The 14,423-nt window shown below is 61.2% G+C and carries 24 protein-coding genes and 1 tRNA gene; 16 read left to right on the forward strand and 9 right to left on the reverse strand.

Annotation, left to right across the window (positions count from 1 at the left end; translation table 11 throughout):
• The first annotated feature begins 97 nt into the window (after positions 1-97).
• The 3 genes from OW521_RS23935 (at position 98) to OW521_RS23945 (ending at position 3,754) form a co-directional block, all read left to right on the forward strand.
• Complete coding sequence (locus OW521_RS23935) at positions 98-445, forward strand: hypothetical protein (RefSeq protein WP_268026260.1); 348 nt, start codon at positions 98-100, stop codon at positions 443-445.
• 2,128 nt (positions 446-2,573) lie between these two features.
• Positions 2,574-3,455, forward strand: coding sequence for an ArdC-like ssDNA-binding domain-containing protein (locus tag OW521_RS23940; RefSeq protein ID WP_268026262.1), 882 nt, complete (start codon positions 2,574-2,576; stop codon positions 3,453-3,455).
• Between the two features lie 50 nt (positions 3,456-3,505).
• A complete protein-coding gene (locus OW521_RS23945; RefSeq protein ID WP_268026264.1) occupies positions 3,506-3,754 on the forward strand; it encodes a hypothetical protein in 249 nt (82 codons plus the stop codon).
• Positions 3,755-3,866: 112 nt separating this feature from the next.
• On the opposite strand, the gene OW521_RS23950 is transcribed toward OW521_RS23945, so the two are convergent.
• Positions 3,867-4,148, reverse strand: a complete 282-nt coding sequence (locus OW521_RS23950) for a hypothetical protein (protein WP_268026266.1) — start codon at positions 4,146-4,148, stop codon at positions 3,867-3,869.
• 441 nt (positions 4,149-4,589) lie between these two features.
• On the opposite strand from OW521_RS23950, the gene OW521_RS23955 reads away from it, so the two are divergent.
• The 11 genes from OW521_RS23955 (at position 4,590) to OW521_RS24005 (ending at position 8,696) form a co-directional block, all read left to right on the forward strand.
• Entirely contained in the window at positions 4,590-4,943 is a 354-nt protein-coding gene (locus OW521_RS23955; RefSeq protein WP_268026268.1) for a hypothetical protein, read from the forward strand.
• Positions 4,944-4,999: 56 nt separating this feature from the next.
• The gene (locus OW521_RS23960) at positions 5,000-5,242 is read left to right on the forward strand and encodes a glutaredoxin domain-containing protein (RefSeq protein WP_268026270.1); all 243 of its coding nucleotides are present in this window, start codon (positions 5,000-5,002) and stop codon (positions 5,240-5,242) included.
• Positions 5,242-5,499: a hypothetical protein gene (locus tag OW521_RS23965; RefSeq protein WP_268026272.1), complete on the forward strand. Its 258-nt coding sequence runs from the start codon at positions 5,242-5,244 to the stop codon at positions 5,497-5,499. The genes OW521_RS23960 and OW521_RS23965 overlap by 1 nt, the downstream gene beginning before the upstream one ends.
• A gap of 29 nt (positions 5,500-5,528) precedes the next feature.
• Complete coding sequence (locus tag OW521_RS23970) at positions 5,529-5,858, forward strand: hypothetical protein (RefSeq protein WP_268026274.1); 330 nt, start codon at positions 5,529-5,531, stop codon at positions 5,856-5,858.
• Positions 5,859-5,883: 25 nt separating this feature from the next.
• Positions 5,884-6,066 (forward strand): hypothetical protein, encoded by a 183-nt coding sequence (locus tag OW521_RS23975; RefSeq protein ID WP_268026276.1) that lies wholly within the window; start codon positions 5,884-5,886, stop codon positions 6,064-6,066.
• Between the two features lie 52 nt (positions 6,067-6,118).
• A complete protein-coding gene (locus OW521_RS23980; protein WP_268026278.1) occupies positions 6,119-6,322 on the forward strand; it encodes a type II toxin-antitoxin system HicA family toxin in 204 nt (67 codons plus the stop codon).
• Between the two features lie 62 nt (positions 6,323-6,384).
• Positions 6,385-6,780, forward strand: a complete 396-nt coding sequence (locus OW521_RS23985) for a hypothetical protein (protein WP_268026280.1) — start codon at positions 6,385-6,387, stop codon at positions 6,778-6,780.
• 61 nt (positions 6,781-6,841) lie between these two features.
• Complete coding sequence (locus tag OW521_RS23990; protein ID WP_268026281.1) at positions 6,842-7,207, forward strand: hypothetical protein; 366 nt, start codon at positions 6,842-6,844, stop codon at positions 7,205-7,207.
• Positions 7,208-7,243: 36 nt separating this feature from the next.
• Complete coding sequence (locus tag OW521_RS23995; RefSeq protein WP_268026282.1) at positions 7,244-7,549, forward strand: hypothetical protein; 306 nt, start codon at positions 7,244-7,246, stop codon at positions 7,547-7,549.
• A gap of 86 nt (positions 7,550-7,635) precedes the next feature.
• Complete coding sequence (locus OW521_RS24000) at positions 7,636-8,415, forward strand: ParA family protein (RefSeq protein ID WP_268026199.1); 780 nt, start codon at positions 7,636-7,638, stop codon at positions 8,413-8,415.
• Positions 8,412-8,696: a hypothetical protein gene (locus OW521_RS24005; protein ID WP_268026201.1), complete on the forward strand. Its 285-nt coding sequence runs from the start codon at positions 8,412-8,414 to the stop codon at positions 8,694-8,696. Before OW521_RS24000 ends, OW521_RS24005 begins: the two co-directional genes overlap by 4 nt.
• A 57-nt stretch (positions 8,697-8,753) precedes the next feature.
• Here the strand turns inward: OW521_RS24005 and OW521_RS24010 are convergent, their stop codons facing one another.
• From OW521_RS24010 to OW521_RS24040, 7 genes are all read right to left on the reverse strand, one after another.
• Entirely contained in the window at positions 8,754-9,059 is a 306-nt protein-coding gene (locus OW521_RS24010; protein ID WP_268026203.1) for a hypothetical protein, read from the reverse strand.
• Positions 9,060-9,470: 411 nt separating this feature from the next.
• Positions 9,471-9,620 (reverse strand): hypothetical protein, encoded by a 150-nt coding sequence (locus OW521_RS24015; protein ID WP_268026205.1) that lies wholly within the window; start codon positions 9,618-9,620, stop codon positions 9,471-9,473.
• A gap of 77 nt (positions 9,621-9,697) precedes the next feature.
• Positions 9,698-10,210, reverse strand: coding sequence for a hypothetical protein (locus OW521_RS24020; protein WP_268026207.1), 513 nt, complete (start codon positions 10,208-10,210; stop codon positions 9,698-9,700).
• 119 nt (positions 10,211-10,329) lie between these two features.
• Positions 10,330-11,343, reverse strand: coding sequence for an ATP-dependent DNA ligase (locus tag OW521_RS24025; protein WP_268026209.1), 1,014 nt, complete (start codon positions 11,341-11,343; stop codon positions 10,330-10,332).
• A gap of 80 nt (positions 11,344-11,423) precedes the next feature.
• A complete protein-coding gene (locus OW521_RS24030) occupies positions 11,424-11,636 on the reverse strand; it encodes a hypothetical protein (RefSeq protein ID WP_268026211.1) in 213 nt (70 codons plus the stop codon).
• Complete coding sequence (locus OW521_RS24035) at positions 11,636-12,223, reverse strand: recombinase family protein (RefSeq protein ID WP_268026212.1); 588 nt, start codon at positions 12,221-12,223, stop codon at positions 11,636-11,638. The genes OW521_RS24030 and OW521_RS24035 overlap by 1 nt, the downstream gene beginning before the upstream one ends.
• A gap of 184 nt (positions 12,224-12,407) precedes the next feature.
• Positions 12,408-12,494, reverse strand: a tRNA-Ile gene (locus tag OW521_RS24040).
• A 79-nt stretch (positions 12,495-12,573) separates the two neighbouring features.
• Between OW521_RS24040 and OW521_RS24045 the strand changes: the two genes are divergently transcribed.
• Complete coding sequence (locus tag OW521_RS24045) at positions 12,574-13,422, forward strand: AbiJ-NTD4 domain-containing protein (protein ID WP_268026213.1); 849 nt, start codon at positions 12,574-12,576, stop codon at positions 13,420-13,422.
• A 175-nt stretch (positions 13,423-13,597) separates the two neighbouring features.
• On the opposite strand, the gene OW521_RS24050 is transcribed toward OW521_RS24045, so the two are convergent.
• On the reverse strand, positions 13,598-14,038 hold the full coding sequence (locus tag OW521_RS24050) for a hypothetical protein (protein WP_268026215.1): 441 nt from the start codon (positions 14,036-14,038) through the stop codon (positions 13,598-13,600).
• Positions 14,039-14,171: 133 nt separating this feature from the next.
• On the opposite strand from OW521_RS24050, the gene OW521_RS24055 reads away from it, so the two are divergent.
• Entirely contained in the window at positions 14,172-14,315 is a 144-nt protein-coding gene (locus OW521_RS24055) for a hypothetical protein (RefSeq protein WP_268026217.1), read from the forward strand.
• Positions 14,316-14,423: the final 108 nt, after the last annotated feature.

Genomic DNA, 14,423 nt, shown 5'->3' on the forward strand with positions numbered 1-14,423 from the left:
TGTGGCAGATTCCATAGAGTTCTATACTCACAGCATGGGAAACACGCCTTTTAGAGATACAGCAAAAAAGATAAACAAGACTAAGGACTATCAGGACATGGCGCATGAGAGCGAGCGAGCGCGCTCTCATGGTTGGTGGAGGAACCTTGTCGAGTACGGGGCCTGGAACGGTCCAGGAAGCAACCGAGTCGCACCCCCCGACCCTCAGGCCATACCGGGAATCGCCAAGCTGTTCGGCACGACCGAGGAGCAGGTGCGCGCAATGGTGGCCGCCGACTGGTACCACGTGTACCCCGACACCGAGATTTCCGCTCGCGTGCAGCGGCTTGCCCCTTTGCTCGACCGTTTGACCGACGACGACGCTGACCTCGCTGAGAAGCTGGTACGTCGACTCGACGCTGACTTTCTCGAGCGGTTCACGCGTGGAGCCGACGCTGAGCACTAATACGGGTACTACAACTACCCCTTATAGGCGCGGTACCCCTAAAGGTGTTCCGAGCCGCCAATTTTATGGAACCTGTGGACAGTGGTCGAGAACGACCGTTTGTGATGCGCTCTCGAGATGAAATGTCCCGACCTGATTCAGTGGGACCAGATGCCTTCTTTAGCTGGCACGATCCCGATTGCCCAGCTTTCGCCGCTAAGCGTCACTGGACCTCTTGGGTCCGGTTCGGCGCCAACTACTCTCCACCCGCGCGGCGCGTAGTCCTCTTTGAGGCGTGCGATGCGCTCGGCCGTGGTCAGGGGGCCGAGAACGCCTCGTGGCTGAATAGTCGCATCGACGCACAGGCCGTCTCGACAGTTTTGGCTGCAGACATGTCCTGTGAGTTCGTCAGGAACCAGGCCAAATTTCCCTCTGGCACACGTGATGCACACGTACCGGACATCAGATCTTGGGTACGTAATGTCCCCTGATTCCGGAGGGGTGGGCCCAACGTAGCCTCTTTGGCCGTTCTCCGGAACGGCCTCGCACTGCTCGCAGACTGCGCCTGGCGGCCAACCAGTCTCGAAGCTACGACGGCCGTCAATCCAGATCAACGGATGTTGCCAGGAACGTACTGTCCTGAGGTCCCACGAAGCGCCCGGGTGAGTCATGAGGTCCATCGTAACGTGCAGGAAAAATCCCGGCGGAAACGGCTTATCGTTGGATATTTAACTTTTTCACGAGCCGCCCCTTTACGGCCAGCATGCGGGATAGGTGTGTTTTTTGCCCGCCAGATCATTGGGGTCAACCGAGCCGTCCTGGAGAAAATTTACCCAGGTTGTCGGACAGTCGTAAAACCCGGTGGTCGACGAAGTCTCCGGATACCCGGAATAACATTCATCCGCGAAAGGCGCCATGATGATGAGCTTTCCGTGTAAAGCGGTACATCCAGCCTGTTCGCGGGTGAGCGCAGCCTGGCGTGCGGCGGTGGCGTCAGTCAGAGCGGCTTGCTGCGACGCGTAGGCGGACGCTCTTGCATCCGCGCCCGACCGATATTGGTCTTGCTGGGTCGCTTTTTCGTCGCACGAGCGTACGTATGCCTGGGCAACACCGAGTGCAGCGGATGAGGAGGCCCCGACGTACTGCGACAGGTCTATCTGAAGCGAAACGTTCCCCTGGCTGTCCCCTGTTGCAAGGTAATGCAGCACTGCATTACCCAGGTCACACTGTGGGTGCTGTGCTGTGACTGGGCTGGACGTCGGCGCGGCCGGGCTGGCCGGCGGGACCGAAACAGGGACATGCGACGGCGTCGCGGCCGCCGTCGCTGTTGCGCGAGCGTTGGAGGTAGGCACCGGCTGAGAGCATCCCTCAAGAGCCATGACCGCTATCAGCCCGAGCGAAATGATGGCCGCCGCCCTCACGTTCCTCATTCGATACCCCCGCTCGAAGCTGGGGCCAGCCGTGCCCAGACAGCAGCCAGTATAAATGCGGCCATCCGGTTGCAACAGACGCATGAACAGGGCAAATCAATCAGACACCGTTTGTAGTCCCCCCGCCGGCCCAGAAAATACAAGGGACCGTGCGTAACGGTTGCCGCTTACGCCACCTTCGCAACGGGCACCTGCCTTAGCGATACACCCGGAGGCGAAGGTCTCCCCCCCCCCGGAACCGGCCCGCACGCTAAGGCCAGGGCTGATCCTTTCCGGTGAAATATCGGCGCTAACGTCGGATATTTCACTTTTTCACAGGCCACCCCAAGTTCCCCATGGTCCAAGCCATGGGCGGCCGTCTCCCCTGGTCGTTGTGGATGGGTTCTTTTCAGCCGGGACGACACACTCCGGTGTGCGGGGCTCGGTTTCGGAGCGATCACACCGTGGGCACGTGGCAGGGTTCCAAGGCGCTCAGGGGGCTACCAGCTCGGTCACGGGCGGTGATTGCCACAGCTGGCGACGGCGACAATCACCACCACCTTCCGCACGACCGCGTGATCCAAGCAATGGCAGATTCCGCTACTTCTGGAAAAGCAGAAATCTACATTCCAAGAAATCCGGAAAACTTCCTAGAAATCTCCTAGGGGGACTTGCGAAAAACTTCCTAGGGGGGGTAGAATAGAGATAAGAAAACAGCCCATCCCGAAGGAGCAGCCACCATGGCCACCGCCACCAAGACCCGCAAGACAGCCGAAGAGCGCAAGGCTCAGGCCGAGGCACTTCACGCACAGCTCACCGCGCAAATCGAAACCTTCACCGGCTCGGATGAGTGGATGAAGTTTCTGGCCTTCGCCCAGGCATTCCACGCCTACAGCCTCAATAACGTCATTCTCATCCTCTCCCAGTGCAACATCGCCAGCCGCGTTGCAGGCTTCCGCAAGTGGCAGGAACTCGGCCGTCAGGTCCGCAAGGGTGAGAAGGCCATCAAGATTTTCGGTTACAGCACCAAGAAGGTCACCGAAACCAACGAGGTCACCGGGGAGGACGAGGAGAAGACCGTCGTCCGCTTCCCCATCCTCTCCGTTTTCGACATCTCACAGACCGACGTCATGGAAGGGGCCGAGGACTACAGCAGCCCCGCCCGCCGCCTTATCGGATCCGATGATCTGGGCATCGTCGCCAAGGTCACCGACTTTCTGACCGCGCGCGGCTGGTGCGTCGCACATGAGGCCATCCCCGGCGAGGTCAACGGCTACACGACCACTGACGGCACGCGCCGCGTAGTGATCGATGCGAACCTCTCCCCCGCACAGTCAGCCAAGACCGCCATCCACGAGGCCGCCCACGTCATCTTGCACGCCGACGAGGACCACAAGGAATACGTGGCACACCGAGGCGTCAAGGAAACCGAGGCCGAGAGCGTGGCCTACGTCATGGCCGGAATGCTCGGCCTCGACACCAGCGCCTACAGCGTCGGATACGTCGCCGGATGGGCCAAGGCCGACATCGAAACCGTCAAGGCCACCGCTGCGAACGTCCTCCGCGCTGTCCACGAGCTCGCGGAAGCCCTCGGCCCCGGCAGCGACGACGAAGCCGCCTAGATCGGCCCCGGGGCGGCCCGGGAGGGTCGCCCCTATGAAAGGAACCAGCCATGAACCAACTCGAAGGCCAGGGCGAACTCTTCGCCATCGCGCCCGATCCATTGATCTACACCAACGGCGAGCACCCCACCCACTGCGTGAAGTGCCGCGAAAAGCTCACGATGGGCTACGAGAGCGCGGGCGGGAAGGGCTACCGCTGGGAGAAATGCCAGAAGTGCAGCCGGACCCCCGACCCAGAGTTCCGCCGGAAACTGCGGGAAGCAGTCCACGCTGCCAGCGAGGCAGCAGAGAGCGAATAGGGACCAGGAAGCGGCGGCCGAAAGGCCGCCGCCGGCCGAGCTTGCGAGGCCGGCGGTTCACGGCAGACTCCCGATGCTCCAGGCCTGCCGCAGCCGACTCGCCTGACGGGCCTTACACTCCCGGGAATCCCGCGGCCTGAGCGGTCTTGTTCCACTCGTTAATCCGGGAGCTGAGCATTTTGCTCAGCTCTTGCGCGGTGGTCGAGTGGAGGTAGTGGCGGACGCCATGGATCGTAACTTCAATGCATTCCTCCTGATCCTTTCCGGTCAGAGCCACGCCCACATGACCATGCGGCCAATCCTGCGCCGCTGTTGGCTCGTGGGTCTCAGTGACCGGCTCGCGTATCACTTTCACCTGCTGACGTTCGGCCTTCAAACGGCTTGCTTTCCCCATGGGGCTCCTTCTTGAGATTCGGTCTAGCAAAGTATCGCTGACAACCGGACAGCTTTCCCATGGTCCAGGCCTGGCGCTGCCGTCTCCCCTAATCGTTGTGGCCGGGTTCTTTTCAGCCGGGACGACACACATCGGCCGGACGGGGCCAGCGCAGGCACGGGAACCGTAGCGGGCCGCAGCTTCCAAGACGCTCTGGGGGCTCCAGCGGGGGGGTGCGGGCGGTGACAACCACAAGCTGCAGGGCGGCGACAATCACCACCACCTTCCGCACGACCGCGTGATCCAAGCAATGGCAGATTCCGCTACTTCTGGAAAAGCAGAAATCTACATTCCAAGAAATCCGGAAAACTTCCTAGAAATCTCCTAGGGGGACTTGTGAAAGACTTCCTAGGGGGACTAGAATGGAAGTATCAAGAGGCCCACCGGAGAAGGAACCAAATCATGATTCGCAAATGTATTGCCCTGGTTGTCCCCGCCCGACTCAGCGAAGAGGTCACGGCCAAGAGTCTGGACGTCCGCCACGGGACACTCCAAGCCCTTTACGGCCCACGCGATTGCATTGTCCGTGGTGACTGGCAGGCCTACGTCAGGGCCGACAATGGCGGCAACCTCCGCCCCAACGTGCGGGCAACGCAACTACTCCACGAGACAGGCCTATATCTGCCCGAGGTTGCAGGAAACGCGCTCTTCCTCGGCAGCACGGAACAAGGGTGGGCCACGGACGCTCCCGCCCATCTGATCCGGCTAGCAGAGCGCCTGTTTGATATGCGCCTGGTAGAGGCCGAACTCGTCTAGAAACCCAGAGGTGGCCGGGATCCCCGGCCACCTCTGATCCCCAAGGAGCCGGAGCTATGACCATCACTGTCTACACGATCACCGATGAAACGGGCCGTGAGTGCAGCAAGTGCACTGCTACGAAGAAGGCCATGGACCGCCGGGGGATCACCTACCACGTCCGGGAAATGACTCAGACAGACCGCGAGGCGTTCAAGAAGGCCGGCTACATGTCAGCCCCCGTCGTCGTCGCGGACGGCGATACCTGGGCCGGGTTCCGCCCGGACAAAATTCTGACTCTGCCCGGAAAGGAATCCTGATGGCACTGACCAAGGAACAGGCCGAGAAGATCCAGGGCCGGGGACGGATCGCCTCAACATCGTGGTGCTGCTCCGGTCCGTTTCCGCTGGAGGGCTGCCCTGATTGGCGGACCCACTGGCACGCGGATTGCACGGTCTGCCACTGGGCTGAGAACCCCAGGTTCTGGGGACCGATGCCGGAGGACGTCGCCTCGCTATTGATCGAACACCTGGACCAGGAACACCCACCGGCATGGACCCAGGAAACCCTTTTCTAAACAGCCAGAACGCGAAAGGAACCAAGACCATGAGTGAATTGGCCGGCCAGCTCGCACTCTTCGACACGCAGAGCTTCCCCACCATCCTTGATGCAGACTCCTACGAAGTCGCCTATTGCCCCGCGTGCCACTCCAATTGGGGCGCGGAAAACGCCCGGACCAAGCCCCGCGTTCAGGCCCGTCTGGACCAGGAACACGGAGCGATGGCGGACGGCCGCTGCGCCTACATGCACAAGCTCGCGATCACCGAACCGTTCTACACACTGGCGGAGGTTGCCGTGGTCCGCGCGGGCGGCTGGCCCTGCCCCTACCCAAGACCCAAGGGATTCGGAGGCCTGTATCAAATCCGTTCGTCTTAGCCGGCGCACCAACCCAAGGAGAAACATGCAAAACACCTACCTAGCCGAAGCCCGCGCACTTCTCACCGAAGTGGCCCGGGAACTCCCCGAGGATGCCACGGCGGCCGCCGCCATCAAAGCCACCATGGCGCAGGCATACGCAACGCTCGCACTGGCGCAGGAAGTCGCAGGCGCCCGCGAAGTAGACAAGGATCCCAACATCTCTTAGTTTTTCCTAGCCCCCCTTGTAATTGACATGCAAGGGGGGATAGAATAGAGTTATGAAGGAAATCAAAAGGAAAGACGCCGAAGCGGAACTGGCACGGGCCGGATGGAGCATCATTCGGCAGACGGGCAGGCATGACGTATGGGCCTCGCCGGACGGGACAGCCACCGTGGCTGTCCCCCGGCACCGGACCATCAGCCCCGGAGTCGTCCGGCAGATTGCCAAGGGACTGCCGACAACGCCGAGCGGCTGGCAGTAACCTTCCCGGTAGGGGCCGCAAGGCCCCTGCCGACCTACCGCCCGGCAGTACGAGAGGAAGAAATGACCATCAAGCGCGAGCTCGAAGCTGTAGCCCATAAAGAGGGCAAGTGGTGGATGATCCATATTCACGAGTTGGATCAGGTCACCCAGGCCAGCAGGGCGAAGGATATCCAGGACATGGCCACGGACCTTGCGGCCGCCGTGCTTGATCTCGACCCCGACGAAGTTTCGGTCAATGTCACCCTCCGAGCCCCTGATGAGGCCATGAAACGCTGGACACAGGCGCGGGACGACATTGAAAAAGCCCAGGAGCTTTCCGCCAAGGGAGCCGCGGAATCGCGCGCCGTCGTCGCGGAACTCAGCGAGCACTTCACCATTACCGAAGTCGCCCGCATGCTCGGTATCTCCACCCAACGGGTCTCCCAGCTCAAAGCAAAGAAGACCGCCGAAGCATAACCAGAAATCTACAAAACAAGATTTCTGCAAATCTGCCGAATCTGAACGGGAGCACGAGCCCATGGAAGACGAAACCCCTGAAGTGATCCGCGCAGCTGATGACGCCTATGAGGCCATCCGCTCGATCAACCACTTGACCATCACCCAGATCCATCCAGCTCCCACCGTGTACAGCGTCCTGGGCAATCTGAAGGGCGTGGGACATCTGCTGCCCCAGGCCTGCACCCAGCTGGCCAGATCCCTGGGGCGGTCACTGGATGAGTACGACGTGTACGAGGACGACGGCCGGGACCCCATCCAGAGCGTGGCCGCCGCCACGGACCATCTGACCAGGGCCGCCCAGTTGGCCGCCGAGTTAGGCGCTGAACTCGAGAAGGCCCAGAGCGCCATCTCGCGGCAGGGCTACCGCGAGACGCCGGCCCCCTGATCTGCAAGTCATTCCACAACCAGAAAGAGGCACACCATGGCACAGAAGATCATCCCCGGCGGCCCCAGCGCCCTTGACGTCGCGGGCAAGTCACCCGAAGAAATTGAAACCTACCGCCAGGAATTTGACGAGGACGTGACCTCCGTCAAAGATGCGATCCTCCGCCAGCTGGCCGCCGGCACCGACATAGGCGAGCTTATTTACCTCGCCATGGTCGACGCACAGCGGGAGGTGGCCGACGGCCATACGCTTCTGGAAAACCGACCTGGCTCATGGGAAGCCAGCGGACTCTCAACGCTCATGGGCAACGTGCAAATCGAGCTGGCAGCAGAAGGCCAGTAATCCAGAGAACCAGAAACCCAGAAATCTACAAACCCAGAAGCGTGTCTTTCCGGAAATGTAGATTGGAAGGAATATAGATTCGTCTTATGCAGGTACTAGCGATTTACTCAGAGAGCGGTGGAGTCACCAAGACCACCACCGCAGTATCGCTGGCCGTCATCGCGGCCAGAAGCGGCCGCCGGGTGACGCTGGTAGACCTCGACCCCCGGGCCGCCACCACAAAGTGGGCGCGAGTTGAGCCCGAAGAAGACCATCTCCACGTCGGCGCCATCCTCGCCTACGACGACTGCGAAGGCTACGCCGAAGAACTGGGCATTGTCGTTCCTACCTGGTCAGAGAACATTCGCGTACTCCCTGCTGCGCGCAGCGTAAGTAACCGCGAAGCGGAGTATGCCGACGGTGCCGAGTACAGGCTAAAAACGTCGCTGGTGGGCCTCGAATCCGATCTGGTGATCATTGACTGCCCCAACAGGCAGGGCGGCCCGCTCATCAAGGGAGCGCTGACGGCCGCGGATTCCATCGTCTATGCCTCAAAGCTCTCAGGCGACGGTGTGGACGGCGTAAACGGCGCACGGCAGACCGTAACCCAGTTCAAGAAGAACCTTGCCCGCATCGGAGCCACCCACACGCTGGACGAGCTGGGGATCATCGCGGCCGCCGTTGACGATCGCGTGGTGGGAACGCCCTCGGTCGAGCGCGTTTCCTTCGAGGATCTGGAAGAAACAGGACTACTGCTCACACCGACAGTGCCGAAACGGACCATCGTCGAGCAGGTTCGGCTGACGGGGGACTGGTACGGCGACTTCCCGAGCGGGCAGAAAGTTCTTGACGCCTACACCGAGCTATCTAGGAGAGTGATCCGATGAGTGACAAACCTGATCTGAGTAACCGCCGCACCAGGGCACAGATCAAGCCCGCCCCGGATGAACACGTGGACCCCATTGAGCCACCACACACAGTGCAGCCGGCCCCCTCCAGGGCAGCCGACAAGGCCAAGCCCGCAGCTGCGCCACGGGACCTCAATCTCCAGGTCAGCGACGAAGTTTTCGAAACAATCGACTTCGCCAAGTTCAAGACCAAACTCACCAAACGGGCCATCGTGGAACAAGCAGTCCTGGCCCACTGGGCCGAGTACCGCCAGCAGTAAGCCACCTCTCAGCCGTCGATAGTTCTGGCGGCCGCCAACTAGGCCACACGTGTCCTGTCAGTCGAACAGGTAGGAGAGCTGGTCGTTGTGGATGTACCTGATCTCATCGGGCGCGTCGAAATCGAGGTCGCCTGAGACGAGGATGCAGTCCTTATCGCCGTCCCTGCTGAATATGTCCGGCATCCGGGTCTTGAAGGCACCCGCAGCGGCGAGGAACTGGACAAAGTGCTGTTTGCCTGGCGCCGTCGTCGTACCTAGATTGACCTTGCGACCAGTGGCCTTTTCACGAAGGCGGAGGCCTACGTGGCCCGGCTCGGTTTCGTACTCTTCGATGTAGCATTTCGTGCTCTTGGTCTGGCTCATATCTGCCTAACTATGGGTTGCGCTTTGGATCGATTTATCTGTGTCCTCGCTCCATACCCTAAGCCGAAGGCTTGGCGGGGATGGGCAGTCCGTTGTCTCTCAGTCTGTCCAGCTCTTCGTGGGCGGCGTGGTCCAGGCCCTCGCTCTTTACGTCGTACCTAAGCGCATCCACCACGGTGGCATGAAAGTCTTCATAGTCGGGTTTTGCTGATGGATTGCTGTGAGCCATAGAGGCAGAGTACGCGAATCCTGCCTGCCGCACCGGGGAGTTATAGGTGTGCCGTATAATGGCGGTTTCCCCGAGTCCCGCGCTTATGATGCGACACGCCGTCGGGGGAGCGCACGGAACCGTTGCGCGAAACCCTTTTGCATGTTTCAGCCGCCCGTAAGCCTATGTGCAGGCTCGCTCCGTCAGCCGATGTGTTTTCGGATGACGATGCGACGGTACCCTTCCGGAACGAGCTCTGTGGCCTTGGCCAGGGCGTCTTCGTACGAGGCGCCGGTGGCGCTAACGCGGCTCTGCTCGCCCTCCGGGCTCTCGATGGTCAGTTCAACTTCCACGCAATAAGTCTGCCTGATTGGTTATGACATCTGGTCCCGGGGTTGCGCTCAGGCGACGGGGGTTCCAATTATGACTCTCAGTGCTGCTGGAAAGGGACGGCTCGGCGCCAGTATGCAGCTTCGGCGTTCGTGAGGATCTCGTAGATCCTCTCGGCTACGTACTTGCCCAGGTAGGGCCGCTCCTCGGGAGTCAAGGATCCCAAGGACTCGAGCGCGGATGCCAGAAGGACGTCATCGTCAATGGATTCCTCAACCCATTCCTTGACGCCGTCAGCGGCCAGATCCTCCCACGTGTAGGGGGAGGTGGCTATGGCTTCGCGGACGGCGGCGAGCCGTACCCGGGTGTCGTTGTTCCGGGACTTTGTGTAGAGGCGTGTCTGGTAGGCGTCGGAGGTCACGGACATCAACGGCGCCAGGGCGAGCGGGCGTGGGACGGCATGAGCGTCGGTGACCTGGAACCGGGTCACGGTGGGGTGGCGGTGGTGCAGTTGTTGGCGGATTTCCCTGATGCGGTGGCCAAGACGGGGCGCACCGGCGGCCGGGGCATGGATGCCTTGGTCGCCGCCTTCGATTTCGTTACGTGGTGGCATGATCTGCCTCGTGCGTAGGGCCTGTGTTTGCGCCTTTTCCTCATGGTATTCCCGGTCCTGGATGTATTGAAGGGCGCGCACGTTGCTTCACATCCCGTCCCGGATTCCTCGCAGATCGGTCAATGGAAGGGGAGGTGGCCCGGGACCTGCACATCGTCCGGGTCCAGTTCCGGACGTACACGGAGCACCCGTAAAGGATGTCGGAAGGCCCTGCCTGACCAGGCGACGTCGGCGGACACTTCGACAACGATCGGCTCCACCAGGGTCAGGCGGACCGGGTCCCTGTCCTTGCTGAACCTGTCCAACAAAGAGGCCGGGATCTCCTCGGGCCACGGATGGTTCCTGACCGGCGGCCGCAGGTATCTGCCCAGGTTCCTGGACGCTGCGGCACTTAGGACGGTGGAGCGGCCGACGACCCACAGCCGGCCGTTCATCGGCAACCCTGCAACCAGGGTTGAAGGGCGATTCCGGGGACCTGTCACGCCGGCGCAGACGATGTCCAGGACCTGTCTGTGCTTAACCTTCAGCCAGATCCGGGACCCCTCGTAGGCTTGCTCCGAACGCTTGAGGATTAGCCCTTCCATGCCTGTCGATGGCAGGTCCCGGAACCACGCCTCAGCAAGGTCCCGGTCCGTTGTGACGGGGGAGAGGTTCAGCGGCGGAGCCCAGGCCCGGGCGAGTTCCTCCAGAAGCTCCCGGCGCCGGGACCAGGGAAGATTCCTGATGTCGTGGCCGGCGACCGCGAGGAGATCGAACGCCACATACGACGCGGGCAGTTCCCGCACCATCCTGGCGAGGCCTGTGTTGGAGGCGACCAGGCGCCGCTGCAGGGCCTCGAAATCCAGCCGCCCCTGCGACCAGAGGACGGCCTCACCATCGATCACACAACCTGATGGCACCTGCTGCTCCAAAGCCGAGACGAGCTCGGGTAGGTAGCGCGACAAGTCCTTGCTCTGCCTCGACCACAATGACACCCCCCGCAGATCCACCAGAGCGCAAGCCCGGAAGCCATCCCACTTGGGTTCAAAAATTAAATCTTCCGGCAAGGCTCCCGCCGGCGGGATGGCCTCCACCGCTTTCGCCAACGCCAGGGGGATAGGAGGATGCAGCGACCGTGGCACGCTCTCAGCCATGGCGTCAGTGTAGGCCCGCGCACCCGGGACGTCAGCGCATCCAAGGGGTGGACCCAACTACGCCCGCTGTCGCAGTCAGCTTAGCCGCCGGCAATGACAGCGGCGGGGGAGCGGGGCGTCAGGTGTCGGTACAGAGTCGTGCGGTTCAGGCCGGTCTTGGCGGTTATCTCCCGCATGGAGGAGTCGGCCGCCCGCAACAGGGCGGCGTGTTCAAGGTTGTCCGCATCGACCAAAGGATGCGCTGCCCGTGCGCCGGTTGAGGACCAATGCTCGGAAGAGTCACGCTTAGACATCAGGACTTCGACAGCGCGGGCTTACCCGTTCTCGGGCCTAACGCCCTGGTCAACGAGGACATGCTAACGCTCAGCGTCTCCGAAATCTCCTGAAGCTTCTTTCCTTGGCGCCGGAGGTCCCTGGCGGCCTCAAGTCTGGCCGGCGTCATCACCCGGGGTCGGCCGCCCAACCGTCCCCTGGCTTTCGCCGCTGCGAGACCGGCCCTCGTACGCTCCGAAAGACGGGAGCGCTCGTACTCGGCCAGAGACGCGAACATGTCAAAGATCAACTTTCCGTGCGCATTCGTTGTATCCAGCCATGGCTCGGCCAACGACCGAAACGCTATCCCCCGCCGCCCAAGGACTGTCACAATGTCGGACAGGTCCGCTGTGCTGCGCCCTAACCTGGTTAGGTCAGCCACGACCAGGACGTTCCCTGGCTGAAGGTGTTCCAGACAGTCCTGCCACCCCGCTCGAGCCTGTGTTGCACCCGAGGCATGTTCCGTGAACACCTTGATAGCTCCGGCACCAACGAGTGCATCAACCTGGGCATCCAGGGACTGCCCGCGGGTGCTGACCCGGGCGTACCCGATGATATTCCGACTCACAGGACCAACCTTCTTCTCGGCACCGCGACAAACACGTCAAAAACCGTCCATCACCGACTCCGAATGCACTAGATACCGGGAACGGGTTCTGACTAAAAATACGTCCCAAAGCCCGCCATTTTTGGGAAGTTTTCGGCAAGTCGAAAAGACTAGTCAGAAATGGTCGTTTTTGACCGATGTCAAGGCGAGGGAAAGGGATTCGAACCCTTGACAGCTTTTACACTGCACCGAATTATCAGTCCGGCGCCTTCGGCCACTCGGCCACCCCTCCGCGCATTGCGAGGTGCTGCGCCAAGAAAGGGGCAGCTCGGATAGCATTTCACATCACAACAGGAGAGGGAAATTGCGACGTGGAAAGATTCAGCAAGAGAAACCGTTACGGCAGCAGCAGGCCTAGGACTCTGGAAGAGGAAGCTCCCCGGCGGGTTCGTTCCGAGCTTCGGGACATCTTGATCGACCGACTGGGTGCTGTAGGTGCCCACAAGAGGATTTGCGATGTCATGTACTTGGATGATGAGGGCGTCTTCAGTGCTGACTGGGCCACGCCGCGAATCAAGGAGAACCTCGATGACATGGATTGGTTCCGGGTCTATGACTTGTTCGAGGAAATGGCTGAGGGTCTGCACTACGGCCAGGAGAGTGAGTACCACGATGCAGTTAACGCCGCGTTTGCTGAGGCAGGCGTTGTGTACGAGCTCCGCGACGGGGTTGTGGAGAGACTAGACGAAACTGGCGAAGCTCTGGGGGTTCGTCATGATGAAGACGCGGCGTTGAGTGTACTGACTGGGCCGTTCAAGCCAGTTCAAGAGCAGTACCGGAAGGCCCTGGACGCCCTCCACGGACGCCCCGCTGAACCGAAGGCAGCGATCCGGGAGTCACTGAACGCAGTTGAGGCGGTGACACGAATCATTACGGGCAAAGAGAAATCGCAACTCGGCGAATGCATAACGGTCATCTACGGCAAGGACGCTGAGGACCACCACAAGGCCTTAGCCCAATCCCTCAAGAGCCTTTACGGCTATGCCAGTTCGATTCCTGGAGCGCGGCATGGGCAGCACGCGGATGTGGAAGTCAGTTTCGAAGAAGCCCTTCTGGCCGTTCGCATGTCCGGAGCCGCGATTGCCTTCCTAATCGCGGAGCACTCATCCTCCAGAGGCGCCGCGGCTACAGATATCACCAAGGGGCGTTTTAAGCTTTGAGTGCGGAATCGGCTTATCAACGGGGGTTAGTTTTGGGACAATCCGGGACAGGCAGTTACGCGGTACTCCGCGGATTCGGATCCAGTGCTCAAGGTGCCGGTTCAACCAAAACTTTCTGAGATTTCCGCGACACGATTCTGCCCGTGGCCGCACTGTATCCGTAGGGAGGGGTATGTCAGTTATTGGCACTTCCGCCGGGGGAGCTGCGAAGCAGCTGCTCCAGGCACGCCTCGTAGCCGGCCATCACCTCGTCAAAAGAAGATAGCTGCAAGCCGCCGTAGACGGCGGCAGCGTCGAGCGCATCGGGTAGCTCCTCATCCACGGAACATAACAGGGGCTCGCAACGCAGCCCGTCCCATTCGAGGGTGGCCAGACTCCAGGGATGCACCGGCGGGGAGACCGTGATACCGGCGCATTCCAGCGTGTCGGCAAGAAGGTTGCGGGTCACAGACCGCCACGCCGCGAGGAAAGGATCCCTGAGCATCTCGATCCGTTCGTCGTCCTTGCCGTCATAAGCAAGGAACAGGTCCTCGGACAGTGCGTCCCACTCTTCGGCGGACCGCACGAGCAGATGGGCGGCCCGGACCCGGGCGGAAATAGTTTTCAAGAACGGCATGCGCGCCCCTTCGCGATGATTCGAGCAGTCTCTATTCTGTACCACCTGGCACGGATGCCCGGCCGGTGCCAGGGCAAAAGAATGTCCCGCCGGAATGGGGGGTACCGGCGGGACTGCACTCACAGTACCAACAATGAGGGACAAAACGGTGTTCGTGATTCTCGCAGACGGCACCGGCCTTAGCTACAGCTGGGAAGGCGAGTTGCTGAGCCAGCGACAGCAGGACACCGGCAAGGAAGTCGTCCCGGAAGACCGCTACAAGCTCACCGCTGAATGACTCGTTTCAGGGCAAGATACCGCTGCACTTCGTCGTGCCTTGGTGCCAGACTTCGGCTGTGGAGGAAAAGAAATTCTGGGAACCGCCGCGTTCGAGGAGGTCAGCACC

The organism is Arthrobacter sp. MMS18-M83 (genome assembly GCF_026683955.1).
In the GTDB taxonomy this organism is placed as follows: domain Bacteria; phylum Actinomycetota; class Actinomycetes; order Actinomycetales; family Micrococcaceae; genus Arthrobacter.